Origin of the sequence: Protofrankia coriariae (genome assembly GCF_001017755.1) — a bacterium.
GTDB classification, from domain to species: Bacteria; Actinomycetota; Actinomycetes; order Frankiales; family Frankiaceae; genus Protofrankia; species Protofrankia coriariae.
The window spans coordinates 103,435-127,302 of sequence record NZ_JWIO01000002.1; the positions used below are offsets into that span (position 1 = coordinate 103,435).

The 23,868-nt window shown below is 71.3% G+C and carries 24 protein-coding genes and 1 pseudogene (1 of these 25 only partly in view); 24 read left to right on the forward strand and 1 reads right to left on the reverse strand.

All coding sequences use genetic code 11. The features are described 5' to 3' along the window. Positions 1–85 precede the first annotated feature (85 nt). From coaD to FrCorBMG51_RS01565, 9 genes are all read left to right on the forward strand, one after another. A complete protein-coding gene (gene coaD / locus FrCorBMG51_RS01525) occupies positions 86–562 on the forward strand; it encodes a pantetheine-phosphate adenylyltransferase (protein ID WP_013874850.1) in 477 nt (158 codons plus the stop codon). A 117-nt stretch (positions 563–679) separates the two neighbouring features. Continuing rightward, positions 680–1,555: an MEDS domain-containing protein gene (locus FrCorBMG51_RS01530; RefSeq protein ID WP_086055187.1), complete on the forward strand. Its 876-nt coding sequence runs from the start codon at positions 680–682 to the stop codon at positions 1,553–1,555. A gap of 116 nt (positions 1,556–1,671) precedes the next feature. Continuing rightward, entirely contained in the window at positions 1,672–2,070 is a 399-nt protein-coding gene (locus FrCorBMG51_RS01535; RefSeq protein ID WP_235433226.1) for an ATP-binding protein, read from the forward strand. Between the two features lie 449 nt (positions 2,071–2,519). Further along, positions 2,520–3,134 carry a YceD family protein gene (locus tag FrCorBMG51_RS01540; protein ID WP_047221355.1) on the forward strand — a complete coding sequence of 205 codons (615 nt, stop codon included), beginning with the start codon at positions 2,520–2,522 and terminating at the stop codon, positions 3,132–3,134. Further along, positions 3,134–3,304 (forward strand): 50S ribosomal protein L32, encoded by a 171-nt coding sequence (gene rpmF, locus FrCorBMG51_RS01545; RefSeq protein WP_013874845.1) that lies wholly within the window; start codon positions 3,134–3,136, stop codon positions 3,302–3,304. The genes FrCorBMG51_RS01540 and rpmF overlap by 1 nt, the downstream gene beginning before the upstream one ends. Positions 3,305–3,310: 6 nt before the next feature. After that, on the forward strand, positions 3,311–4,387 hold the full coding sequence (locus FrCorBMG51_RS01550) for a phosphate acetyl/acyltransferase (protein WP_047221356.1): 1,077 nt from the start codon (positions 3,311–3,313) through the stop codon (positions 4,385–4,387). Continuing rightward, entirely contained in the window at positions 4,384–5,202 is an 819-nt protein-coding gene (rnc, locus tag FrCorBMG51_RS01555) for a ribonuclease III (protein ID WP_047221357.1), read from the forward strand. Before FrCorBMG51_RS01550 ends, rnc begins: the two co-directional genes overlap by 4 nt. Before the next feature lie 43 nt (positions 5,203–5,245). After that, a complete protein-coding gene (gene mutM / locus FrCorBMG51_RS01560; RefSeq protein ID WP_047221358.1) occupies positions 5,246–6,100 on the forward strand; it encodes a bifunctional DNA-formamidopyrimidine glycosylase/DNA-(apurinic or apyrimidinic site) lyase in 855 nt (284 codons plus the stop codon). 43 nt (positions 6,101–6,143) lie between these two features. Then, positions 6,144–6,875: a DUF2786 domain-containing protein gene (locus FrCorBMG51_RS01565; RefSeq protein ID WP_047221359.1), complete on the forward strand. Its 732-nt coding sequence runs from the start codon at positions 6,144–6,146 to the stop codon at positions 6,873–6,875. A 124-nt stretch (positions 6,876–6,999) separates the two neighbouring features. Here the strand turns inward: FrCorBMG51_RS01565 and FrCorBMG51_RS01570 are convergent, their stop codons facing one another. Further along, positions 7,000–7,308 (reverse strand): hypothetical protein, encoded by a 309-nt coding sequence (locus FrCorBMG51_RS01570; RefSeq protein ID WP_235433227.1) that lies wholly within the window; start codon positions 7,306–7,308, stop codon positions 7,000–7,002. Positions 7,309–7,333: 25 nt separating this feature from the next. On the opposite strand from FrCorBMG51_RS01570, the gene FrCorBMG51_RS01575 reads away from it, so the two are divergent. The 15 genes and pseudogenes from FrCorBMG51_RS01575 to FrCorBMG51_RS01645 form a co-directional block, all read left to right on the forward strand. Then, positions 7,334–7,681 carry an acylphosphatase gene (locus tag FrCorBMG51_RS01575; RefSeq protein WP_086055189.1) on the forward strand — a complete coding sequence of 116 codons (348 nt, stop codon included), beginning with the start codon at positions 7,334–7,336 and terminating at the stop codon, positions 7,679–7,681. A gap of 969 nt (positions 7,682–8,650) precedes the next feature. Next, on the forward strand, positions 8,651–12,439 hold the full coding sequence (locus FrCorBMG51_RS01580; protein ID WP_047221361.1) for an AAA family ATPase: 3,789 nt from the start codon (positions 8,651–8,653) through the stop codon (positions 12,437–12,439). A gap of 209 nt (positions 12,440–12,648) precedes the next feature. After that, the gene (gene ftsY, locus FrCorBMG51_RS01585) at positions 12,649–13,743 is read left to right on the forward strand and encodes a signal recognition particle-docking protein FtsY (protein WP_235433228.1); all 1,095 of its coding nucleotides are present in this window, start codon (positions 12,649–12,651) and stop codon (positions 13,741–13,743) included. Between the two features lie 417 nt (positions 13,744–14,160). Further along, positions 14,161–15,939 (forward strand): signal recognition particle protein, encoded by a 1,779-nt coding sequence (gene ffh, locus FrCorBMG51_RS01590; RefSeq protein ID WP_235433229.1) that lies wholly within the window; start codon positions 14,161–14,163, stop codon positions 15,937–15,939. 33 nt (positions 15,940–15,972) lie between these two features. Then, positions 15,973–16,431 (forward strand): 30S ribosomal protein S16, encoded by a 459-nt coding sequence (gene rpsP, locus FrCorBMG51_RS01595; protein WP_047221362.1) that lies wholly within the window; start codon positions 15,973–15,975, stop codon positions 16,429–16,431. Beyond that, positions 16,432–16,665, forward strand: a complete 234-nt coding sequence (locus FrCorBMG51_RS01600; RefSeq protein WP_047221363.1) for an RNA-binding protein — start codon at positions 16,432–16,434, stop codon at positions 16,663–16,665. A 12-nt stretch (positions 16,666–16,677) separates the two neighbouring features. Then, positions 16,678–17,304: a ribosome maturation factor RimM gene (gene rimM / locus FrCorBMG51_RS01605; RefSeq protein ID WP_083730909.1), complete on the forward strand. Its 627-nt coding sequence runs from the start codon at positions 16,678–16,680 to the stop codon at positions 17,302–17,304. A gap of 29 nt (positions 17,305–17,333) precedes the next feature. After that, complete coding sequence (gene trmD, locus FrCorBMG51_RS01610) at positions 17,334–18,083, forward strand: tRNA (guanosine(37)-N1)-methyltransferase TrmD (protein ID WP_047221364.1); 750 nt, start codon at positions 17,334–17,336, stop codon at positions 18,081–18,083. Between the two features lie 225 nt (positions 18,084–18,308). Then, a complete protein-coding gene (rplS, locus tag FrCorBMG51_RS01615) occupies positions 18,309–18,659 on the forward strand; it encodes a 50S ribosomal protein L19 (RefSeq protein ID WP_047221365.1) in 351 nt (116 codons plus the stop codon). A gap of 256 nt (positions 18,660–18,915) precedes the next feature. Then, positions 18,916–20,250 (forward strand): signal peptidase I, encoded by a 1,335-nt coding sequence (gene lepB, locus FrCorBMG51_RS26045; protein WP_235433230.1) that lies wholly within the window; start codon positions 18,916–18,918, stop codon positions 20,248–20,250. A 7-nt stretch (positions 20,251–20,257) separates the two neighbouring features. Next, complete coding sequence (locus FrCorBMG51_RS01625; RefSeq protein WP_047221474.1) at positions 20,258–20,929, forward strand: ribonuclease HII; 672 nt, start codon at positions 20,258–20,260, stop codon at positions 20,927–20,929. Next, positions 20,926–21,219, forward strand: a complete 294-nt coding sequence (locus FrCorBMG51_RS01630) for a DUF2469 domain-containing protein (protein ID WP_013874828.1) — start codon at positions 20,926–20,928, stop codon at positions 21,217–21,219. The genes FrCorBMG51_RS01625 and FrCorBMG51_RS01630 overlap by 4 nt, the downstream gene beginning before the upstream one ends. Before the next feature lie 128 nt (positions 21,220–21,347). Then, positions 21,348–21,704: a YraN family protein gene (locus FrCorBMG51_RS01635; protein ID WP_013874827.1), complete on the forward strand. Its 357-nt coding sequence runs from the start codon at positions 21,348–21,350 to the stop codon at positions 21,702–21,704. After that, positions 21,704–23,133: pseudogene (locus FrCorBMG51_RS01640) on the forward strand (YifB family Mg chelatase-like AAA ATPase). Before FrCorBMG51_RS01635 ends, FrCorBMG51_RS01640 begins: the two are co-directional and overlap by 1 nt. A 98-nt stretch (positions 23,134–23,231) precedes the next feature. Further along, positions 23,232–23,868 carry the 5' portion of a DNA-processing protein DprA gene (locus FrCorBMG51_RS01645; protein ID WP_476742085.1) on the forward strand. It continues 143 nt past the right edge of the window, so only the first 637 of its 780 coding nucleotides appear in the window; its start codon is at positions 23,232–23,234; the stop codon falls past the right edge of the window.

Consider the following 23,868-nt stretch of genomic DNA (forward strand, 5'->3'; position numbering starts at 1 on the left):
GCGGCCCGCCGGTCTGGCCGGACGGGATCATTACTATTCGCAATCGCGCGTATGGTGAGGGGGTGCTCTGGTACGGTTCCGGATCATGAGAAGGGCTGCCTGTCCAGGTTCGTTCGACCCGATCACCAACGGTCATCTGGATATCATCGTCCGCGCCAGTCGGCTCTTCGACGAGGTCGTCGTAGCCGTGCTCATCAACAAGAACAAGGCCAATCTTTTCACCGTGGAGGAGCGGATAGAGTTGATCCGTGAGGTGACCCGGGACCATTCCAACGTGGTGGTCGAGTCGTCCCACGGTCTGCTCGTCGACTTCTGCCGGGCCCGCGGCATTCAGGCCATCGTCAAGGGCCTGCGCGCGGTCAGTGACTTCGACTACGAGTTGCAGATGGCGCAGATGAACCATTCGCTCGCGGGTGTCGAAACCCTCTTTATGAGTACGAACCCGCAGTATGCGTTTCTGTCCTCCAGCCTGGTCAAGGAGGTCGCCACCTACGGCGGTGACGTGTCCGGGCTGGTCCCCGACGTGGTGCTCAAACAGTTGCGCGAACGTCTCGCCCGCTGAAGCGCGGCCCCGGGCGGCGCTCCGCCCGGGGCCGCGCCCGAGGGGCCCCGGGCCCACTTTGACAAGCGTCATCGGACCGTGAATTCTTAACTGGTTGACGTCATAGCTGTACGTGGAGTGTCTACGCAGGGTGTTGATACTGATCCGCGCCGGGCTGTATCTGTAGGACGGATAGGGCTTGGCGATCACGCATGCCTGAGCTTCGTCGACGACGACGCGTGCTGGAGCGTGCTGGCCGCCTACAGTCAGTGGGGGCTCGCCAAGGGCGAGAAGGTGCTGGTCGTCACCGACCCCGACCTCTCGAAGGGCGAGATCTTCGCTCGGCTGGACTCCTATGGTCCGCCGGCGGAGCCGGCATGGGAGCGCGGCCAACTGAACATCGAGAGCACCGAATCGATGTATCTGCCGCCTGCCCGGTTCTCCGTCGAGGGTCAGATCCAGCGGTACCGGGAGCAGATCGAGCTGTCGTACCGGCAGGAGTACCCGGGACTCCGAGCCTGCGCCGACATGGCCTGGGCGCTGGATCCTGACATGGATCTCGACCAGCTCGTCACCTATGAGCATAAGCTCAAGGTCTTGTTCACCGATCCGCGGTGCAGTGTGATCTGCTGCTACGACCGGAAGCGTTTCAGCAGGGAAATGCTGGACCGCATGGACGGCGTCCACCCCATGGCGGTGCTCGAAGGTATCGGATCCCTGGATATTGCGTATACCGACTCCGGCCTGAAACTGGCCGGAGAAGTTGATCTATCTACCCGCGAGCAGTTCATCGGTGGCCTTGAGCAGGCGTTCGCCCGGTTCGGGGACCGCCTGCTCCTGGACCTGGCAGATCTTTCCTTCCTGGACGCCCATGGCGCCGGGGCGATCATCAGGCTGGCGGCCGAAATGCCGCCGGGCGGGCGGCTGGAGATCCGTTGTAGTACCCGTCAGGCGTACGTACTACGTATCCTCGGCGCGGAATCGATCCCGTGGATGGTCCTGACCAAGGTGTGATGTGATCCGCGAATGCCAGTAGCAGAACGATCATTCCGACTCGGAACGTGTGCCCACGGTTGTTCCGGCGACAGCTGTCGGGTCAGGCGACCACGGATGCGGCCTATGCCACGCCGGTGACCTCCCGCCCCCACACCCCGACCGTGGAGCAACTCGCCATCTGGGAGCTGCCCCTCGACCCCGCCGTTGTCGCCGCGGTCCGTGCCGGGGTTTCCCGGCAGTTGTGCGCATGGGGATTGGAAGAAGCGGTGTTCACCACCGAGTTGCTGGTCAGCGAGCTGGTCACCAACGCGATCTGCCACGGTGCCGCTCCCATCACGTTGCGCCTGATCCGGGAGCATGTCCTCATCTGCGAGGTCTCCGACGGCGGCTGCGGCTCCCCTCATCCGCGCCGGGTCCGTGGCTGCGACGAGGGCGGGCGGGGCCTGTTCCTCATCACCCAGCTCTGTCAGAGCTGGGGCGTTCGTTATACCTCCACCGGCAAGACCGTCTGGACCGAGCAACCCCTACCGTGAATGGCTGGTATCACTCGCGGTGAGCCAGGGCGTATGACCGTGGTCCACCACCAGCCATGGCCTACCGCTTACTACGGATCTCCATATGTCTCCTTGAGGCGACCATTGCGATGGTTCGTGACACGCGGGCGGACGACGGGCGCGGGTCGTCCGGATGCCCGGGCGCGCCGGTTCCGGTCATTGATGTGGCGGTCGGGGATCGTCCGCCGGCTGGCGACCCGAGGCCGGCGGACGTGCCGCGGTCGGTCCCCCGGTCCGTCCGAGGTGACGGTGAGCGGATTTCGCGAGACGATCGGATAGGGTGGTCCCTGGCGCCTGGATTCCCGGGCACCGAACCCACCGACCGACGAGCCACAGATCATGATCGCGTTATCGTCACGCGGTCGGCCATCTGCGACACCCGAGAGTTGTGAATCCGGTACTCCGTGGCAACGACAGGCACCTCCTCCATGACTGCGCCGTCATTCCGCCGCCGGGCCCCTCGGGGTCCGCTCGTGCTCGACATCCGTGAGCTGGGCCGCCGGGCGGGTTCGATGAAGCGCGTCGTGACGCGGCTGCCCGCCCCGTCGGAGCTGGGCACCGAGATGATCCACGTTCCGTCGGGCGCGCCCATCGACCTGGATCTGCGCCTGGAGGCCGTGATGGAGGGCGTGCTGGTCAGCGGCACGGTGTTCACGCCACTGACCGGCGAGTGCGCGCGCTGCCTCGACCCGATCGAGGACGAGACCACGGTCGACCTCCGCGAGCTGTTCTACTACCCGGACCGGGCCCCCGACGACCCCGAGGACGACTCCTTCCAGGTCGTGAACGACCATCTCGATCTCGAGCCGGCGCTGCGCGACGCGCTGGTGCTCAGCCTGCCGCTGTCCCCCTGCTGCCGGCCGGACTGCGCCGGCCTGTGCGCCGACTGTGGGGGCCGGCTGGACGATCCTGATGTCGACCACGAGCACGCCCGGGCCGATCCCAGGTGGGCGGCGCTGCCGTCACTGATCGAGAACCTGCCACCGAACGAGAACACCAACACAGCGAGCAACACCAACGCAGAGAGCAAGGAGAAGGACTAGTGGCCGTCCCGAAGCGCCGGACCTCGCGCAGCAACACCCGTTCCCGGCGGGCACAGTGGAAGACGCAGGCCCCGGCCCTCACGAAGTGCCCCCGCGGCCACGTGACCCGTCCGCACACGGTCTGCCCGACGTGCGGTCGTTACAACGATCGACAGGTCCTCGACGTCTAAGTTGATGTGACACACGTCGCGGTCGATCTGCTGGGTGGTGACGGCGCGCCGGATGCGGTCGTCGACGGCATCGGCAGCGCGCTGGACGCCGACGAGTCGCTGGTGGTCAGCGTCGTCGGTCCGTCCGCGGTTGCCGAACGGCTGTCGGCCGAGCGTGGGCTCACCGTCGGTGGCCGGTTACGGCTGGCCGAAGCGCCCCATCTGATCGGTCCTGGCCAGGACGCGGCCCGTGAGGTCCGCTCGAGGCGGGATGCCACGGTCCGTGTCGCGACCCGGCTGATCAGAGATGGTGTGGCGGACGCGGTCGTCTCCGCCGGTCCGCCCGAAGCGCTCGTGGCCGCCGCCTCGTTCACCCTCGGGCCGGTGCCGGGGGCGACCCGGCCGGCTCTCGCCGTGCTGCTCGGCTCCCGGTTGCGCCCGACGGTCCTGCTGGACGCGGGCGCGGCCCCCGGCAGCGGCACCGGGGCCGATCATCTCGTCCAGCACGCGATCGTCGGCGCGGCCTACGCGACGGCCTGTCTGGGCGTGGCACGTCCCAGGGTCGGCCGGCTGGTGGCGGGGCCGGTCCGTCACCCCGGAGCACGCTTTGGCGCCGGTGGACCGGGTACCGGTCGGCCAGGCGCCGATGGACCGTATGCCGGGGGCCTGGACGTCAGCGCGCCCGACGGGTCTGGCGAGTTCGGTGACTTCCTCGCCGGGCTGGAGCTCGACGTCGTCGGCGCCGTCGACGCCGCCACGGTGGCGGCTGGCGGACAGGTCGATGTCGTGGTCTGCGACGGTTCGACCGGGGCTGTTGTGGTCTCGTGGTTGCGGGCGGTGGCGGAGTCTGTCGACCAGCCGCCACCGGCGCTGTCGGGGTGGTATCCGCAGGAGGGAGCATTCGTGGTTGGCGTCGACGGGATCGTGATCGTCGCGGGCGGCGGGCCTGGTTCCGGTGCGGCCGGTTCAGGCGTCGCGGAAGCGATCGCGCGGGCAGTCGCGCAGGCATCCGTCGCGGACCGCTCCGGATGGGTGCCGCGCCAACGGGCGGCCCTGGCCGGTCTCGTCACCCGCCGTCGCAGCCGGGCCGGGTTGCCGTCATGACCCGCGGCCTGCCTCCGCCGGTGCCCCGGGACGGCCTGCGGACCGCGCTCGGCGTGCCCGTCGACGTCGACCTGCTGGAGCTGGCGCTCACGCACCGCTCGTACGCCTACGAGCAGGGTGGCCTGCCGACCAACGAGAGGCTGGAGTTCCTCGGGGACTCGGTGCTCAGCCTGGTCGTCACCGACGCTCTGTTCAATCGTCATCCCGACCTGCCCGAGGGGCAGTTGGCCAAGCAGCGCGCGTCCGTGGTCAACATGCGGGCCCTGGCCGAGGTCGCCCGCACGCTGGGGGAGAGGGGCATCGGCCCCTACCTGCTGCTCGGCCGAGGAGAGGAGACCACCGGCGGGCGGGACAAGGCCAGCATCCTCGCGGACACCCTGGAGGCGCTGATCGGCGCGGTCTACCTGTCGTCCGGTCTGGAGAGCGCCTCCGAGTTCGTCCACCGGCTGTTCGACCCGTTGCTCGACGTCGCCGCCGGCCGGGGCGCCGGGCTGGACTGGAAGACGTCGTTGCAGGAGCGCACCGCCAGCCTGCTGCTCGGCCCCCCCGAGTACGAGGTGGACGAGTTCGGGCCGGACCACGCCAAACGGTTCACCGCCCGGGCCGTCGTGGCCGGCCGGGTGCTCGGTCACGGCGACGGGGGCAGTAAGAAGGAGGCTGAGCAGCGGGCCGCCGCCGCCGCGTTCCAGGCGCTGGAGGACGAGGCGGAAGCTCCCGGCCAGGCGGTATCCGATGCTGTCGGCGCCACCGCTGACTCTGTGGCAGAGACCACCCATGGCCATTCCGAGGCGGCTGTGGGCACGGGCAACGGCTGACCGCCACCCACGTTGTCCAACGTCCTTCTGATGCCCGAGTCCGATGCCTGAACTGCCCGAAGTCGAGGTGGTCCGCCGCGGCCTTGAGCGGACGCTGCCCGGCAGGACGATCGCCACGGTGGCGGTCGCCCATCCCCGGGCGGTCCGGCGGCATGCCGCCGGCGCCGCCGACTTCGCCGCGGTGCTCACCGGCCGCACGATCGAGGCTGCCTGCCGCCGGGGCAAGTACCTGTGGCTGGCCCTCGACAGCGGGGCTGCGCTGCTGGGCCATCTCGGGATGAGCGGCCAGCTCCTGGTGGTTGCCACGGAGAAGCCCGACGAGACGCACCTGCGGGTGCGTTTCACCTTCTCCGACGCCGGCCGGGAGCTGCGGTTCGTCGACCAGCGCACCTTCGGGGGGCTGGCGGTCGTCCCGGCAGACGCGGGCGTGCCCGCGCCGATCGCGCACATCGCCCGGGACCCCCTCGACCCGGGCTTCTCCGACGCCGGCTTCGTCGCGGCCGTGCGCCGCCGCCGGACCGGGATCAAACGGGCGTTACTCGACCAGACCCTCGTCAGCGGGATTGGTAACATCTATGAGGACGAATCACTGTGGCGAGCGGGTCTGCACTACGCGCGTCCGACCGGGACGTTGACCCGCGGCGAGCTCAACCGGTTACTTCAGTCGGTGCGCGAGGTGCTGCTCGAGGCCCTACATGCCGGTGGCACCTCTTTCGACGCGCTCTACGTGTCGGTCAACGGTGAGAGCGGGTTGTTCGACCGTTCGCTCGCGGTCTACGGGCGGGCGGGCCTGCCCTGCACGCGGTGCGAAACCCCGATCCGCCGGGACGCCTTCATGAACCGGTCCAGTTTCACCTGTCCGCGCTGCCAGCCACGCCCGCGAAAGGCGCACTGGTAGGCGGCTGTCGGCAGCTGGTAGTGGGAGGAGCGCGACAACCGTCATGGACGCGGACGCCGCCCTGGGAAAGATCCGCAAGCTGCTGGCGATGGCCGAGGCCGAGGGCCTGCCCGAACAGGCTCGGGAGTCCTACAACGACAAGGCCGCGGACCTCATCGCCCAGTACGGCATCGACCGGGCGCTGCTGGAGGAGACAGCGCCCACCACAGCGACGGCCGGGGACGTCGTGCTGGGCGTCGACCATCCCTACGCCCGGGACAAGATCACTCTGTTGGCCGCCATCGCCGGCCCGCTCGGCTGCCGGCTGATCCACCGGACGAACCCGCTGGGCGGCGCGATCGCGCACGCGGCGCACCTGTTCGGGATGGCGGCTGATCTGGAACGGACCCAGATCCTCTACACGTCCCTGCTGGTCCAGCAGGCGCACGCCCTCGCGCTGGTTCGGGTGCCGCCTGCTGAGGACGTCCGCGCGTTCCGCCGATCCTGGATGGCCGGGTTCGCCGCCGCCGTCCAGAGCCGGCTCACCGCGGCCGAGTCCGGGGCCAGGGAACGCCACCGGTCCGGGCATGTCGGCGGTCGATCGGTCGAGCTCGTCCTCGCCGACCGGTCGGCGAGGGTCGACCGGCACGTCGCCGAGGTCTATCCGCGGCTGCGCACGACACGGTCGCGCAACCTGTCCGGGTCGGGCGGGCTGGCCGGCTTTCAGGCCGGGCAGCGAGCCGATATCGGCACCGGCAGCCGCCTCGCCAGCAGGCCCCACCGCAAGCAGCTGTGACCAACCAGGGGAGGTCGGACGCGTCAGCCGCGGGTGTGTCGGTCCAGGTGGGGCCGGTGCGTCGGTGGCTGCCGTCGGATCGGCACCTGACCTGTTGTCGGATCAGTACCGGATCGGTACCGGATCAGTGTTTGCCACCGGGGATGTTGGGGACCGCTGTCTGGGTGGGGCCTGACGTTCGGGGCGGGGCGTAGCCGGGCCCGATGATCTCGGCCGCGGCGGGCTCGGGCTCCGGTATCGCGCTGCGCAGGCCTTCGGTGCTGGCTTTCGGCACCGGCAGCACGCCGCCGTCCTGCTCGAAGTTCTGGCCGCAGCCGCCGAGGAGCAGCGTCGACGGGATGACGATGGCGCACACCGTCGTCAGCGCGACCCGGCCGCGGCGGTACCGGCGCGACCGAGGCTGACGGAAGCGGGGGGAATGTGTCGTGTCCACAGTGATCCGGTATCCTACCGGCTTCATGCGTGACGTTCCCGCCTGCCCGCACGGCGGCCCCGCCGATTCCGCTGTTTCCGGTGACTCCGCGTCCGGGGAGCCACTGGTCCGGCTCACGGCATGGGTGTCGGGGACCGTGCAGGGTGTTGGTTTTCGTGCGTATGTTCGATCGAGGGGGCGTCGGCTCGGCCTGGTGGGTTCCGCGACCAACCTCGCGGACGGCCGGGTCGAGGTGATCGTCGAGGGTCCGCGCGCGGACTGCCAGACCCTGCTGGAAATGTTGCGGGCGGGACACACGCCCGGCCGGACGACGCAGGTGACGTACTCCTGGTCGCCGCCCAGCGGTGACCTGCTGAATTTTGTTCGTAAGTGACGCGTTTGTTGACACTCCCAATCGTCCGGTCCGGCATCAATCGTCCGGTCCGGTGTGCGGGTGAGTCGCGGTGGGATGCCAGCGGGGCTCGTGTGTACCGGGTTGGTAACGGTCCCGGCGCGTATCGGCCGGCTGACCGGCCGTGTCGGTGTGGGTGGCATGACAACCCGGTGACATGAGTGTCCGTCGTGCCGACGGACACTCCGACAGGCCCGGCTGTCCCCATCTCGACAAAACGCCGTAGTCGGCGAGTGGGGTATGGCATCGTCTTGACTTTCGGTCGCAAGACGTGCCATCCTCGATTCATTGTCTGGCGCGTCGTGTGGTCTGCCTGAGCCGGTTGGCCAGGTCGCAGCGCATCCCGCACCCGCTCGGTCACTCATCGTGGAGGACCACTATCATGGCGAAGGCCCTTTTCGGCCACGTCGGCTCTGGCAACGACGTTCGTTTGTCGTATGAGGTACGCCGACTTCGTGCGCGTGTAGCAGAACTGGAGGACGAGCTCGCGCGTAGTCGCGCTCTCAATGATGCTCTTGAAGGGGTCGATGTCTCGGATGAACTCCGAGCGTTCGAGGCAGAGCCCGCGCTGACCTGATCCTCCTGGACCCGCAGCGGGACCCAAGGGACGTTTCTCTTCATGGGGAACGTCCCTTTGTGTTGTCGGCGGCATTCATGAAACCTCCCGTCGAGGTTTCCCGCCATGCCTGTGACGTTGCGAGCTACGTCGATTTCTGTCGGTGATACGATTCACCTTCCAGTGCCCGCCTGCCCCGGTCTCCGCCGGTCCCTGTCAGGCCGCCGCACCCGGCCCCGGTTCGCTACCGGACACCGCAGTATCGTGAGTACCCGATCGTCCCCTCGGGCATGGTGGCAGAGACGGGCCTACGCACGCGTGGCGGGCCCGCCCGTCGGTTGCACTGTGCGGCCAACTGTCCGCGGCCCGTTCCCTGCGACAGCTGTCGGAGACCGGTGCACCTCAAAAGCCTCACCCTGCGGGGTTTCAAGTCGTTCGCGAGTTCGACGACTCTGCACCTTGAGCCCGGTATCACCTGCGTGGTCGGGCCGAACGGCTCCGGCAAGAGCAACGTCGTCGACGCCATGGCCTGGGTCCTCGGCGAGCAGGGGGCCAAGGCGCTGCGCGGCGGAACCATGTCCGACGTCATCTTCGCGGGTACCCCGTCGCGGCCGCCGCTGGGCCGCGCCGAGGTGCTGCTGACCATCGACAACACCGACGGCGCCCTGCCGATCGACTACAGCGAGGTCACCGTCGGCCGGCTGATGTTCCGCAGCGGCGAGAGCGAATACACGATCAATGGCAGCACCTGCCGGCTCCTGGACATCCAGGAGCTCATGAGTGACTCCGGGATCGGCCGCGAACTGCACGTCATCGTCGGGCAGGGGCAGCTCGACGCGGTCCTGCACGCCCGCCCGGAAGACCGCCGTGCCTTCGTTGAGGAGGCGGCCGGCGTGCTCAAGCACCGCAAGCGCAAGGAGAAGGCGCTGCGCAAGCTGGAGGCGATGGCCGCCAACCTCACCAGGCTCACCGACCTGTCCGCCGAACTGCGCCGTCAGCTCGGCCCGCTCGGCCGGCAGGCGGAGATCGCCCGTAAGGCGGGCGTCATCCAGGCGACGCTGCGTGACTCCCGGCTGCGGCTGCTCGCCGACGACATCGTCACGGCCCGTGGCAACCTGGCAACCGACATCCGGGACGAGGAGGCGCTGCGAGCCCGTCTCGCCACGGTGGGCCGTACCCACACCGAGGGGCAGCGGCGCGAGCAGGAGCTGGAGGCGGCGCTGGCCGCGGTGACCCCGCGGGCCGCTGCCGCGGGCGAGGTCTGGCACGCCCTGGTATCCCTGCGGGAACGCATCCGGGGCACCCGGTCGCTGGCCGCCGAGCGGGCCCGGCTGCTGCGGGCCGGCGCCGAGGAGCAGCGCAGCGGCCGTGACCCCGAGCAGATGGAGCAGGAGGCCGCCGCGGTCCGGGAGCAGGAGAACGCGCTGCTGACCCGGCTGGACGCCGACCGCGACAGCCTTGAGGAGGTCGTCACCCGCCGGGCGCGGCTCGNGCTCGAAGCCGCCCTCGCCCAGGAGGAGAAGGCGCTGGTAGCGGCCGCGCGGGAGGCGTCGAGCCGGCGGGAGAACCTCNAGAACCTCGCCCGGTTGGCCGGCCGGGTCGAGGCCGCGAGGTCCCGGGCCGGCAGCGCCGAGGTGGAGATCGTCCGGATGTCCGAGGCGGTGGACGCGGCCCGGCTGCGCGGCGGGGAGACCAGCGACCAGCGGATCGCGCTCGAGTCGGAGCTCGCCCGGATCCGGACCACCCGCGGCGAGCTCACCGCGCGCCACGACGAGGCGGCGGCGGTGCACACCACCGCCACCGACCGGTTGGAGGAGCTGCGCGCGCAGGAGCGTTCCGCCGAACGCGACCGGGCGTCCTGGCAGGCTCGCCGGGAGGCGCTGACCCTGTCGCTGACCCCGCGCGACGGTGCCGCGGCACTGCTGGACGCCGCCGCCGGCAGCTGGACGCCCCCGCCCGCCGGCCAGGCCGGCGCGGGTAGCGGAGCCGGCGGACCTGCCGGCAGGGGGAACAGAGGCAAAGAGCCCAAAGGGAAAAAGGGGAAGGCCGGCCGGGAGGCCGCCGGCGGACAGGACAGGGTCGACGCCGACGCCGACGCCGACGCCGCGGAGGTCGCGGACGTCGAGGTTCGTGTCGAACCGCCCACCGGCATCCTCGGCCGGCTCACCGGATGGCTGTCGGTCGAGCCGGGGGCGGAGGTGGCCGTCGCGACCGTGCTGGGCCCGGCCGCCGACGCCGTCGCCGTCGCCGGCACCGACGACGTCACCGCCGCGTTCGAGTGGCTGCGGGCGGTCGACGCCGGCCGGGCGTCCCTGGTCGTCGCCGCCGAGGGCGCGGCGCCGGGCGCCGCGGCCGACAGCGCGGCCGACCCGGCACGGGCCCTGTCGCCACAGGCCCGCGGCGGTGGCGTACCCGCGGCCGATCTCGTGCGGGTCGGTGACCCGCGCTATGCCGCGGCCGTCGCGCGGATGCTCGCCGCCACCCTGGTGGTCGACGACCTCGCCGCCGCGGTGGAGGTGGTCCGGGCACATCCCGACATCCGGGCGGTCACCCGGGCCGGTGACGTGATCGGGCCGGCGCTGGCCACCGGCGGCAGCGCCCGGGCACCGTCCCTGCTGGAGCTGCAGGCCGCCGCCGAGGAGGCGGAGAGCCAGATGATCGCTGCGGCCGGCCGCGGCGAACACGCCAGGGGAGCGGTCGCCGCCGCCGGGGAGGAGGTCACCCGGGCCCGCGGCGGGATCGACGAGGCGCTCGCGGCGCTGCACGGCGCCGACGCCCGGCACCGCGCGCTCTCCGAGCAGCTCTCCCAGCTGGAGCGGGCGAACCGCTCCGGCGCGGCCGAGATCGAACGGCTCGAACGGGCCCGCGCCCAGGCCGAGACAGCCCGTGACCAGGCATATGGCGCGCTGGCGGAGCTGGAGGCGGCGCTGGCCGCGGCCTCGGACGAACCAGAGACCGGGGAACGCTCGTCAGCCGAACGCGACCGGCTGGTCGCGGCGACCTCGGCCGTGCGCGCCGAGGAGGTCGAGGCCCGGCTCGCCGTGCGCACCAGTGAGGAGCGGGCGCGGGCGCTGGCCGGCCGCGCGGACGCGCTGGTGCGCTCCGCCGCGAACGAACGTGCCGCGCGGATGGCCGCGGCGCGCCGCCGGGAGGTCCGGGAACGCCAGGCAGCGGTGACCGCGGCGGCCGCCGACGCCGCCGACACCGCCCTGACCGCCCTGGAGCACTCCCTCGTCGCCGCCGACACCGAACGCCAGCGCGTCGAGGCGCTGCGCCGGCAGACCGAGTCCGACCTGACCGGCGTCCGCGAGCAGGTCCGCACGCTTGCCACCGAACTCGCCGCGCTGCGCGACGACGTCCATCGCGACGAGCTCGCCCGCGCCGAGAAGCGCCTGCGGGTCGAGACGTTGGAGACCAAGGCGATGGACGAGCACGGGATAGCCGCTGACGACCTGGTCGCCGAGTACGGGCCGGACGTCCCGGTGCCGCCGGACACCCCCGACGGTGAGCCCGTCCCGTTCGACCGGGCCGAGCAGGCGGCGCGGGCGGCCGCCGCGGAGAAGCAGCTGAACCGTCTGGGCAAGGTCAACCCGCTGGCGCTGGAGGAGTTCGAGGCGCTGCAGGAGCGTGCGGCGTTCCTTTCCACCCAGCTTGACGACATCAAGAACACCCGTCGTGACCTGCTGCTGGTCGTCGCGGAGGTCGACGAGCGGGTGCGGGAGGTCTTTCGGGCGGCGTTCGCGGACACCGCGCGGGAGTTCGAGACGGTCTTCGCGACCCTCTTCCCCGGCGGTGAGGGCCGGCTCGTCCTGACCGACCCCGACGACATGCTCACGACGGGTATCGAGGTGGAGGCCCGGCCGCCGGGCAAGAAGGTCAAGCGGCTGTCGCTGCTGTCCGGTGGAGAGCGGTCGCTGACGGCGATTGCGCTGCTGCTGGCGATCTTCCGGGCCCGTCCGTCGCCGTTCTACGTCCTCGACGAGGTCGAGGCGGCTCTCGACGACCGCAACCTCGGCCGCCTGCTGGAGGCGCTGGAGGGGCTGCGGGAGAAATCCCAGTTGATTGTCATCACCCACCAGAAGCGCACGATGGAGATCGCTGACGCGCTCTACGGAGTGGCGATGCGTGGTGACGGGGTCACCACGGTGATCAGTCAGCGGCTGCGCGAGCGCGCCTCGGCCTGAGCACAGCACGCCTGGTCTGCCAGGATCGAAGGCGTGGAGTACGTCCTCATCATTATCGCGATCGTCGTGTTCGCCGTCGTCACGGCCGCTGGCCTGGTGGTGGGCACCCGCCGCCGCGGGCGGGNNCCCGCCGCCGCGGGCGGGCGGGCACCGCCGCCCCCGGCCACGCCCCCGACCGGCCGCAGCCAGGGACGGACTACCCGCCCGGGGTGGGTGACGACGCCGAGGTGCCGCGGGACTCCCCCCGCCGGACGGTCGACACGGTCGATCTCCCGGCCGACCTTGATATTCCCGTGCCCCCGACCGGGGCCGAGGCCGCCGAGGTTGGGCTGTACGAGCTGGAGCTGGAGAAGGTACCGGAGCTGGAGGTGCCGGCCCCGGCCGCGGGCCGGCTGGTGCGGCTGCGCGCGCGTTTGGCCCGCTCCCAGAGCAGCCTGGGCCGTGGCCTGCTGCTGTTGCTGTCCGGGGACAACCTCGACGAGGAGGTCTGGGAGGACGTCGAGACGACCCTGCTGGTCGCGGACGTCGGCGTCACGCCCACCGAGGAGCTGGTCGCGTCGTTGCGGACGAAGGTGAAGGTCCTCGGCGCGCGCCGGCCCGCGGACGTCCACGTCCTGCTGCGCGACGAGCTGCTCGCCCAGATCGGCACCAGCACCGACCGCACGGTTCAGGCGTTCGCGCAGGGCCGGCCGGCGAACATCCTCGTCGTCGGGGTGAACGGCACCGGCAAGACCACGACCTGCGGAAAGATCGCCCGTCTTCTCGTGGCGGACGGCCGGCGGGTCGTGCTGGGCGCGGCGGACACCTTCCGGGCCGCGGCCGCCGACCAGTTGGAGACCTGGGGCAGTCGGGTCGGGGCGCACACGGTGCGTGGCAGCGAGGGCAGCGATCCGGCGTCGGTGGCCTTCGAGGCGGCCAAGCGGGGGATCAGTGACGACGTCGACACGGTGGTGATCGACACCGCGGGCCGTCTGCACACCAAGACCGGCCTGATGGACGAGCTCTCCAAGATCAAGAGGGTGGTCGCCAAGCTCGGCCCCGTCGACGAGGTGCTGCTGGTGCTGGACGCGACCACCGGCCAGAACGCGGTCGAGCAGGCCAGGGTCTTCACTCAGGCGGTGGACATCACCGGGGTCGTGCTGACCAAGCTCGACGGCACCGCCAAGGGCGGCATCGTGATCGCCGTACAGCGGGAGCTCGGCGTCCCCGTGAAGCTGATCGGCCTGGGGGAGGGCCCGGACGACCTCGCGCCCTTCGAGCCGGAGGCGTTCGTCGACGCGCTGCTCGGGGACCCGCCGGACTGAGCCGCGACACGTGGGCGACAAAGTCCTGAAACGCAACATCGAAACGTAACAACGCAACACAGCAGGTGAGCCGGTAGAACCAGGCCGGGGACCACGGTGTGGCCACTGCGTCCGACGCCGAAGCTTCTTCCGTACCCGCATGCCGCGACCTACAGTGCCGGGGTGAGGATTTCACTCCCGGTCGGTGGTGACGGCCGGGATGGACGACGTCCGGCGAGGTGTCCCCACCATCCTCGGTGTGGAGGGCGGAGATCACGGCGGGTCCGCCTGTGATCGTCGTGTGGGTGCGCCTCGCCGGGGCTTGGTGATCTTTGTGGTTCCGTCGGGCGGGGCGGTGCCGAGCGGTCCGGCTCCGGTCCGGGCCGGTGGGTGCGTACCCTGAGAGCTGCGGTCCGCCAGCGATCCCGGAGTGTGCGCGTGTTCGACACCCTGTCCAGCCGTCTCGACAAGGCCTTCTCGTCACTGCGTGGCAAGGGGCGGCTGTCCGAGGCCGACATCAGTGCGACCGCCCGGGAGATCCGGGTGGCGTTGCTGGAGGCCGACGTCGCTCTGCCGGTGGTCCGGGCCTTCATCGGCGCTGTTCGGGAGCGGGCCAGGGGCGAGGAGGTCTCGACCTCGCTGAACCCCGCCCAGCAGGTCATAAAGATCGTCAACCAGGAGCTGGTCACGATCCTGGGTGGCGGGACGACCACCCTGCGGTTCGCCCGGACGCCACCCACCGTCATCCTGCTGGCGGGCCTGCAGGGGACGGGCAAGACGACGCTGGCTGGCAAGCTCGGCCGGTGGCTGAAGGAGCAGGGTCACACCCCCCTGCTCGTCGCCGCCGACCTGCAGCGGCCGAACGCCGTCACGCAGCTTCAGGTCGTCGCCGGCCAGGCCGGCGTGGACGTGTACGCGCCCGAGCCCGGCAACGGTGTGGGCGACCCGGTCGCGGTCGCCCGCGACGCCGTGGAGCACGCCCGCCGTCGTCTGCACGACGTGGTCGTCGTCGACACCGCGGGCCGGCTCGGCGTGGACGCCGACATGATGCGCCAGGCCGCCGACATCCGGGACGTGACGTCCCCGGACGAGATCCTGTTCGTCGTCGACACCATGATCGGCCAGGATGCCGTCACCACCGCGCAGGCGTTCGCCGACGGGGTGGGCTTCACCGGGGTGGTGCTCACCAAGCTCGACGGTGACGCCCGCGGCGGTGCCGCGCTGTCGGTCGCGCACCTGACCGGCCGTCCGATCATGTTCGCCTCCACCGGTGAGGCGCTGGACGACTTCGACGTCTTCCACCCCGAGCGGATGGCCTCGCGCATCCTCGGGATGGGCGACGTCCTCACCCTCATCGAGCAGGCCGAGAAGGCCTTCGAGGCCGAGCAGGCCGAACAGCTGGCGGCGAAGATGGCCGCCTCCGAGTTCACCCTCTCCGACTTTCTCGAGCAGATGCTCACCGTCCGCAAGATGGGGCCGATCGCCAACCTGCTCGGGATGCTGCCCGGCATGGGGCAGATGAAGGATCAGCTCGCCCAGATCGACGACCGGGACGTCGACCGGGTGGTGGCGATCATCCGGTCGATGACGCCGGCCGAGCGCGACGATCCACGCATCCTGCAGGCCTCCCGCAAGGCCCGGGTCGCCCGTGGCTCCGGAGTGACCGTCACCGAGGTCAACCAGCTCCTCGATCGGTTCGAGGAGGCGCGCAAGGTCATGAAGCAGATGGCCGGTGGCCTCGGCGGGCCCGGTGGGGCGTTGCGCGCGAAGTCGGCCGCGGGCCGCAAGACTGCCAAGAAGGCCAAGGGCGCGAAGCGCAAGGGCAACCCCGCCGCCCGCGCCGCGCAGACGCAGGCGCAGCGGGCCGCGGCCGAGGCGCGGCGGGCCGGNGGCGCGGCGGGCCGGTGGGCTGCCCGGCGGGCCCGGCGGGCTGCCGCCCGGGCTCGGCGAGGGCGAGCTGCCCGACCTGTCGGCCCTGATGCGCGGCGAGGGTCTGCCCGGTGGCGCTTTCCCGCCGCCCGGGCAGGGGCGTGGCCGGCGGCACTGACGGCGCCGACGGCGCCACCGGCGCCCGGGCACACCCCGCGTCGGGCGATCTGGCAAACTGGGATGGCGGTCCGGGGTTCCCGCCCTGGTCCCGTTCACCATCGGCGCCGCGAGTGGCGTCCGGCAAACCCAGCTACCGGTACTCCGCGTCCGCACTGTGGTGTCCGGTGACTACTGACGTACGTCTGGAGCAGTTCGACAATCGTGGCAACCAAGATCAAACTTCAGCGCCTCGGCAAGATGCGCGAGCCGCACTACCGGATCGTCGTCGCGGACGCCCGTACCAAGCGGGACGGACGGGTCATCGAAACGATCGGGCAGTACCACCCGAAGTCCGACCCGAGCATCATCAAGGTCGACGGCGAGCGTGCCGGATACTGGCTCGGTGTCGGTGCGCAGCCGACCGAATCGGTACTCGCGATCCTCAAGGTCACCGGTGACTGGCAGAAGTTCAAGGGTCTTCCCGCGCCGCCGCCGGTGAAGGTCGCCGCTCCCAAGGCCGACAAGCGCGAGGTGTTCCAGGCGGCGGCCAAGGCCGCGGCCGGCCTCACCGACAAGCCCGCGACCACGCCGAAGAAGGTCAAGAAGGCGACGGAGGACGCCCCCGCCGCCGGGAAGACCGAGCCGGCGGCGGCCGAGTCGCAGGCTCCGGAGGGGCAGTAAGTGCTGGAAGCCGCCCTCGAGCATCTTGTTCGGGGCATCGTCGACCACCCGGACGATGTGCGCGTGAACCTGCAGTCGGGCCGGCGGGGCCGCACCCTTCAGGTCCGGGTGCATCCGGACGATCTCGGTAAGGTCATCGGGCGCGGCGGGCGGACAGCCCGCGCGCTGCGGACGGTCATGGCCGGAGTGGGTGACCGGGGCCTGCGGGTCGATGTGATCGACGTCGACCGGTAGGGCCGTCTTCAGATGGCTGTCGGAACACACGGCGAAAGCGCCACCAGCCGGCCGCGGTCCGCGGCAGCACGTGACGGAGGCGGCCCTGCCGCCGACCCGGCGGCGGACGAGCCGGTCGTGGTCGGCCGGATCGGCCGTCCCCACGGCATCCGGGGCGAGGTGACGATCGACGTCCGTACGGACGTTCCCGAGCGCAGGTTCGCGCCCGGGACGCACCTGTGTGGCGAGCCGCCCACGGCCACGCCGCTGGTGGTGGCCGGGGCGCGTTGGCACGCCGGCCGCCTGCTGGCGCGCTTCGAGGGCGTCGGCGACCGCGACGCCGCCGAGGCCCTGCGCGGTCGCGTTCTCACCATCGCCGCCGGTCAGGCGGGCCAGGCCGCGGACGACGGCGACGAGGATGCCGGCAACCTGTGGTGGGACCGCGACCTCGTCGGACTGCGGGTGGTCACGGTTGATGATGTCGACGTGGGCACGGTCGTCGACGTCGTCCACACGCCCGCCGGGGAACTACTCGCCGTCGAGCACGTCGGCGGCCGTGAGGTGCTCGTCCCGTTCGTGCGTGAGATCGTGCCGACGGTCGAGGTGCCGGTCGGCCGGATCGTCGTCGACCCGCCACCGGGCCTGTTCGACCTGGAGTAGCGCGGCGGACCTGGAGCAGCGGAGCGGTTGTGCGCGTCGACATAGTTACGATCTTCCCCGACTATCTCAGCCCGCTGGAGCTGTCCCTGGTCGGTAGGGCCCGCGCGCGCGGCATCCTCGACGTCCACCTGCACGACCTGCGGCAGTGGGCCGACGACGTGCATCGCAGCGTCGACGATGCCCCCTACGGCGGTGGGCCGGGCATGGTCATGCGTCCGCAGCCGTGGTGGGCTGCGCTGACCGAGATCCGCGCGCTGGGCGCGGCGGACGGTCGGCGGCCCCGGATCGTCGTCCCGACCCCGGTCGGACGGCCCTTCACACAGGCGTACGCTGCCGATCTCGCCGACGTGCCGTGGCTGGTGTTCTGCTGCGGCCGTTACGAGGGCATCGACGCGCGTGTCATCGACGAGTGGGCCGACGACGAGATCTCCATCGGGGACTACGTTCTCGCCGGGGGAGAGGTCGCCACCCTGGTCATCCTGGAGGCGGTCACCCGGCTGCTGCCCGGCGTGGTCGGCAACGCCGAGTCCGTGACGGACGACTCCTTCACCGACGGCCTGCTGGAGGCCCCGGTGTACACCCGGCCGGCGGTGTGGGGTGACCGCGAGGTCCCGGCCGTGCTGCGCTCCGGCGACCACGCCGCCATTGGCCGGTGGCGGCGGGCCGAAGCCCTGCGGCGGACCGCGCAACGCCGCCCGGACCTGCTCGCCCGCCAGGACCAGGCGGCGGCGGACGACGGCTCGGGTGGGACCGGCTCGAACGCTCGTGTGGCACAGTAGGATACGGTTTCCGGCCGTCCGCCGCACCGGGTGACATCACTCGGCGTGAGCGGGCACCGAGCGGATGCCACCAGGGGCCAATGCCAGCACGACTGCCAGCACGGCCCGCTGATGCGCAGACCGCCGGTGTGTGGTCCGCTAGTAGGTGCTCCGTTACAGTGGCTCACCTCCGCCGGCCGGACCAGGCCTGACCCGTCCCGTCATCACCGCGAGAAAGCGACTGCCATGCAAACCCTGGACAGCCTCGACGCCGCGTCACTGAGGACCGACGTCCCGACGTTCTGGCCGGGCGACACTCTGAAGGTTCATGTTCGTGTCGTCGAGGGCAACCGCCAGCGCATCCAGGTCTTCCAGGGCGTCGTGATCCGGCGGCAGGGCGGCGGCGTGCGCGAGACCTTCACGGTCCGTAAGGTCAGCTTCGGTGTCGGTGTGGAGCGGACCTTCCCCGTCCACAGCCCGGTGATATCCAAGATCGAAGTTGTCACCCGCGGGGACGTTCGCCGCGCGAAGCTCTACTACCTGCGTGATCTGCGTGGCAAGGCGGCGAAGATCAAGGAGAAGCGCCGGCCGGCGTAGGACGTGCCCGGTCGGCCGTGGCGGTTTGGCGGGCCGGAGCTGACACTGGAACTGAGGATGGCTGACACGACCGGCTGTGGTACGGCCGTTGCGGCATGATCGCGACCGGTGCGTGTGGCGACCCGAACATCGGACACGCGTCCGCCGTGGCGTCGTTGGCGCCGGCCAGGCGCGTAGGGTGGTCAGCGATCGTTTTCAACCGGGTTCCCCGGACAGCACATTCCAGCCCGAGTCGGCGAACCCATGAGGTGGCGCGGTGAGTGGAGCCGAGCACAGTCGTCCGATGCGCTGGGGCGGGCCTCCGCCCGCCGGCTCCACGGGCGGCCGCGAGGACGACGCGGTCGACACGCCCGGAGAGCGGACTGGCTCCCCCCCACCGGCCGACGACGAAGCGGCCGGGTCCACATCGGCCACCACCCGGCCGCAGCCGGGTCCGGTCGGCGTGCCTGGCCGGCATCAGGGGCATCCGGCCGCTGTCCCCGACGACGGCCGGCCGGCCGGCCGTCAGACCGAGGCCGTAGGCGACGCTACCGGGGAGAACGTCATCGGTGAGAACCTGACCGGTCAGGAGTTCCAGGAGTTCCCGGAGCCCCAGCGGGCCGGGGTGGATGCCACGGACGGCCCGCCCACCCGCCAGCGCCCGGGCCGCGGCGGCCGCGGTGGCCGCGGCTCGTTCGCCCGTGAGCTGCCGTTGCTGGTCCTGATCGCCTTCCTGCTCGCCCTGCTCATCAAGGCGTTCCTCGTCCAGGCGTTCTGGATACCGACCGTGTCGATGGAGCGCACCCTGCTGGTCAACGACCGGGTGCTGGTCAACAAGCTCGTCTACCGTTTCCGGGACGTCCACCGTGGCGAGATCGTGGTGTTCAACGGGGACGGGACCGGTTTCGAGCGGGCCGAGGTCCTGGTCACTCCGCCGGGCAACGTCTTCTCCCGGGCGCTGCGGTCGGTGCAGGGGATGCTCGGCCTCGGCGCGCCCAGCGACAAGGACTTCATCAAGCGTGTCATCGGTGTGGGCGGTGACACCGTCGCGTGTTGTGACGCCCAGGGACGGGTGACGGTCAACGGCCAGCCGCTGGACGAACCGTACGTGTACGAGAACAGCCCGCTCGGAGGGGGCCGTGAGTTCGAGCCGGTGAAGGTGCCACCCGGCGAGCTGTGGGTCATGGGTGACCACCGCGGTGAGTCCTCGGACTCCCGGGTGAACGGCACCATCCCGCAGAGCAAGGTCGTCGGCCGGGCCTTCGTGCGGGTCTGGCCCCTGAGCCGGATGGCGATCCTGAGCCCGCCGAACATCTTTGCCGCCGCGGGTGCGCAGGCGGCGGGCGCCGCGCCGCTTGCCGGCGCCGGGCTGGCGGGAGCGGCGGTGGTGGGCGTCGCCACCACGGCGCGGCGCAGGCGAGCCTCGCCCGGTACCCTGCCGACGCGACCGGTGAAACGGCTCGGGAGGAACGCAGGTGACGACAACGGCGACTGCCCGTCAGCCCACCGCGACGGCCGCCGGTCGCGGTGGCGCCCGGCGGCCCGCCGAGGGCGGCGTCCGGCCGCGGCCCCTCCCGCCGTTCGCGCCGACCGGCGCGGCGGTCCGAGGTGAGAGCGGGCTGTGGGGCTGTGAGCGTCTCCTGCGGCGCCGGGGGTTCGCGCCCGTGGCCGGCGTCGACGAGGCCGGCCGTGGCGCGTGCGCGGGGCCGCTCGTGGTGGCCGCTGTCGTCCTCCCCGCGAACGGGTCGCGCCGCCTCGTCGATCTCGCGGACTCCAAGCGGCTGTCGCCGCGGTTACGCGAACAGGTGTTCGACGAGATACTGTCTGTCGCCCAGGCGTGGGCGACCGTCGTGATCCAGTCATCCGAGATCGACGCGTGCGGTGTGCACGTGGCGAACATCGCCGGGATGCGCCGGGCCGTGGCACGCCTGGGCCGGCGGCCGGGGTACGTCATCACCGACGGGTTCGCGGTGCCGGGGCTGGGGGTCGCCTCCACCGCCGTGCTCAAGGGTGACCAGGTCGTCGCCTGTGTGGCGGCCGCGTCGGTGGTGGCCAAGGTGACCCGGGACCGGATCATGAAAGATCTCCACCACCGGCATCCCGAGTACGATTTCGCCCAACACAAGGGGTATGTAACGGCCGGGCACGCCGCGGCACTGTCCGCGTACGGACCGTGCGAACAGCATCGGATGTCGTATGTCAATGTGGCACAAGCTCAACGTGAACGACTGGCGCGGCTGGAGGACGCCGTGACACGGACCGGGCTACCCAGCGCGACGGAGAGCGCATGAGCGCCGAAGACCTCGAGAAGTACGAGACCGAGATGGAGCTCCAGCTCTACCGTGAGTACCGGGACGTCGTCGGTCTCTTCTCCTATGTGATCGAGACGGAGCGTCGCTTCTACCTCGCGAACGACTACCAGATCGAGGCCCGCAACAGCGCCGGTGAGATCTTCTTTGAACTCACCCTGCGTGATGCCTGGGTCTGGGACATGTTCCGGCCGGCGAGGTTCGTGAAGAACGTTCGAGTGGTCACGTTCAAGGACATCAACGTCGAGGAGCTGACCAAAGCCGAGCTCTAACCTGTGGACGGGCGAACGACGCGAGGCCCGTTTTGTCCACAGATCGGCAGGTAATCTCGTTCTGTCCGTTTTCGCCAGTCATCCTGATCTCCACGGGCGCGTCCGTCGCCCGTGGACGGGAGCGCGCGATGCGGGTCAAGGACGTACTCGGGCGGTTCGGGGAGGACACCGCCGCCCGGCATCTGTCGCGGTGCGGGATGGAGATCCTCGACCGTAACTGGCGATGCGCGGCCGGTGAGATCGACATTGTCGCCCGGGACGGCTCGTGTCTGGTGTTCTGCGAGGTCAAGACCCGCTCCGGGGACCGCTACGGCACACCGGCGCAGGCCGTGGTGCCGGCAAAGGCCGCTCGTATCCGCCGCGTGGCGCTCGTCTGGCTGCGTGACCACGAGCACGCGCTGATGCCGCTGCGCTTCGACGTGGTCGAGGTGTACCGCACCCGTAACAACCCGCCGCGGGTGGAGCATCTGCGCGGGGCGTTCTGATGGCGCTGGCGCGGGCGTTCAGCGTCGCGGTCGTGGGGGTGCACGGGCATCTCGTCGAGGTCGAGGCGGATCTCGCGAACGGGCTGCCGGCCATCACCCTTGTCGGGCTGCCGGACACCTCCCTGCACGAGGCCCGGGACCGCATCCGGGCCGCGATCGTCAACTCCGGCCAGCAGTGGCCGAGCCAGCGGATCACGGTCGGGCTCTTCCCGGCGACCCTGCCGAAGTCCGGTAGCGGGTTCGACGTGGCGATGGCCGCCGCGATCCTCGGAGCGGCGGCCACCGTCCCCCCGGCGGCGCTGCGCTCCCGGGTGCTGCTCGGGGAACTGGCGCTCGACGGCCGGCTGCGGCCGGTCCGCGGGGTGCTGCCGGCGACGATCGCGGCGCTCGACGCCGGCATCGAACGTGTCGTCGTGCCCGAGGCGAACGGCCCGGAGGCCGCGCTCGTCCCGGGGGCCGTCGTCGAACCGGTGAAGGATCTCGACTGCCTGGTCCGGCTGCTGCGCGGGGAGTACGAGCCGGATCCGCCGGCGGCCACCACCTGTTCATGCAGGGACCGCCGGGCAGCGGCAAGACCATGCTGGCCGAACGGCTGCCGGGCCTGCTGCCCGCGCTCGACACCGAGGCCGCCCTCGAGGTGACCGCGGTGCACTCGGTGGCCGGGCTGCTGCCCGAGGACTGCCCGCTGGTGCTCCGTCCGCCGTACCGCAACCCGCATCATTCGGCCACGCCGGCCGCGCTCGTCGGAGCGGGCTCGACCGTGCTGCGCCCGGGCCTGGCCAGCCAGGCGCACCGGGGTGTGCTGTTCCTCGACGAGGCGCCGGAGTTCTCCCGCCCCACCCTCGACGCGCTGCGCCAACCGCTGGAAAGCGGGGTGATCGAACTGGCGCGGGCCCGGGTGAGCGCGCGGTTTCCCGCCCGTTTCCTGCTGGTGCTCGCGGCGAACCCGTGCCCGTGCGCCCGGGCGGGCGCCGCCACGGCCAGGGCGTGCGAGTGCCCGAGCCTGGTACGCCGGCGCTACCTCTCCCGGCTGTCAGGTCCGCTGCTCGACCGGGTGGACCTGCAGGTCGAACTCGCCGCGCCCAGCCGGGCCGAACTGCGTGCGGACGCCAGATACGCCGACACCTCGGCGGTCGCGGCGGGGCGGGTCGAAGCGGCGCGAGCGGCCACGGCGTCCCGGCTGGCCGGTACGCCGTGGCGCACCAACGCGGAGATCCCCGGTGCCGCCCTGCGGCGGACGTGGGCACTGCCAGCGAAGGTGACCCGTCCAGCCGATCTCGCCTTCGAGTCCGGGCAGCTCACCGCGCGTGGTCTGGACCGTGTCCTGCGGGTGGCCTGGACGCTCGCGGACCTGACCGGCCTGCCCGCCCCGGGGCCGACCCAGATCGGGATGGCGCTGGACCTGCGGCTGCCCGGGAGACAGCAGTGACGGCCACCGACAGCGAGCGGCTGGCCAGGGCGGCACTGTCCCGCGCGGTCAGCTCGGACCGGCCGGCGGTTGGCGTCGAGGTGGCCCGGCGCGGCGCCGTGGCCGTCTGGGCCGACCTGCGCGGCCGTTATCCCGACGTCGACCCGGAACGCGACCTGGGCCTGCTTGCGGCCCTCGGCGGGCGGTTCATCTGCCCGGGGGACCCGGAGTGGCCGTCCGCGCTGACCGCCCTCGGGCGGCTGTCCGAGGGCCCGGAGCCGGAGGCGGGGGAGCCGTTCGGGCTGTGGGCCCGTGGGGACGGAGACCTGGGCCGACTGTGCGAACGGGCGGTGGCAGTGGTGGGCTCCCGGGCGGCGACCGCCTATGGGACCACCATCGCGGTCGACCTCGCCGCCGGGCTCGCGGACCGGGGCTGGACGATCGTTTCCGGCGCGGCGTTCGGTATCGACGCGGCGGCCCATCACGGGGCGCTGGCGGCCGCCGGCCCCACGATCGCGGTCCTGGCCGGCGGGGTCGACATTGCGTATCCCCGGGCCCACACCGAACTGCTGGCACGGATCCGTGACAACGGGCTGGTCGTCAGCGAAGCGGCGCCCGGAAGCCCGCCGTACCGGGGGCGTTTCCTGACCCGCAACAGAATCATCGCCGGGCTGACCAGGGGCACGGTTCTCGTCGAGGCGGGCCACCGCAGCGGCGCGCTGAACACCGTCCGGCACGCCCGCCGGCTCGGGCGGG

What these genes read in the sequence shown, in the direction of transcription:
- coaD (WP_013874850.1), top strand. Translation starts at nt 86, where the DNA reads ATGAGAAGGGCTGCCTGTCCAGGTTCGTTCGACCCGATCACCAACGGT.
- FrCorBMG51_RS01540 (WP_047221355.1), top strand. Translation starts at nt 2,520, where the DNA reads ATGACTGCGCCGTCATTCCGCCGCCGGGCCCCTCGGGGTCCGCTCGTG.
- rnc (WP_047221357.1), top strand. Translation starts at nt 4,384, where the DNA reads ATGACCCGCGGCCTGCCTCCGCCGGTGCCCCGGGACGGCCTGCGGACC.
- mutM (WP_047221358.1), top strand. Translation starts at nt 5,246, where the DNA reads ATGCCTGAACTGCCCGAAGTCGAGGTGGTCCGCCGCGGCCTTGAGCGG.
- FrCorBMG51_RS01565 (WP_047221359.1), top strand. Translation starts at nt 6,144, where the DNA reads ATGGACGCGGACGCCGCCCTGGGAAAGATCCGCAAGCTGCTGGCGATG.
- FrCorBMG51_RS01575 (WP_086055189.1), top strand. Translation starts at nt 7,334, where the DNA reads ATGCGTGACGTTCCCGCCTGCCCGCACGGCGGCCCCGCCGATTCCGCT.
- rimM (WP_083730909.1), top strand. Translation starts at nt 16,678, where the DNA reads ATGGCTGTCGGAACACACGGCGAAAGCGCCACCAGCCGGCCGCGGTCC.
- rplS (WP_047221365.1), top strand. Translation starts at nt 18,309, where the DNA reads ATGCAAACCCTGGACAGCCTCGACGCCGCGTCACTGAGGACCGACGTC.
- FrCorBMG51_RS01630 (WP_013874828.1), top strand. Translation starts at nt 20,926, where the DNA reads ATGAGCGCCGAAGACCTCGAGAAGTACGAGACCGAGATGGAGCTCCAG.
- FrCorBMG51_RS01635 (WP_013874827.1), top strand. Translation starts at nt 21,348, where the DNA reads ATGCGGGTCAAGGACGTACTCGGGCGGTTCGGGGAGGACACCGCCGCC.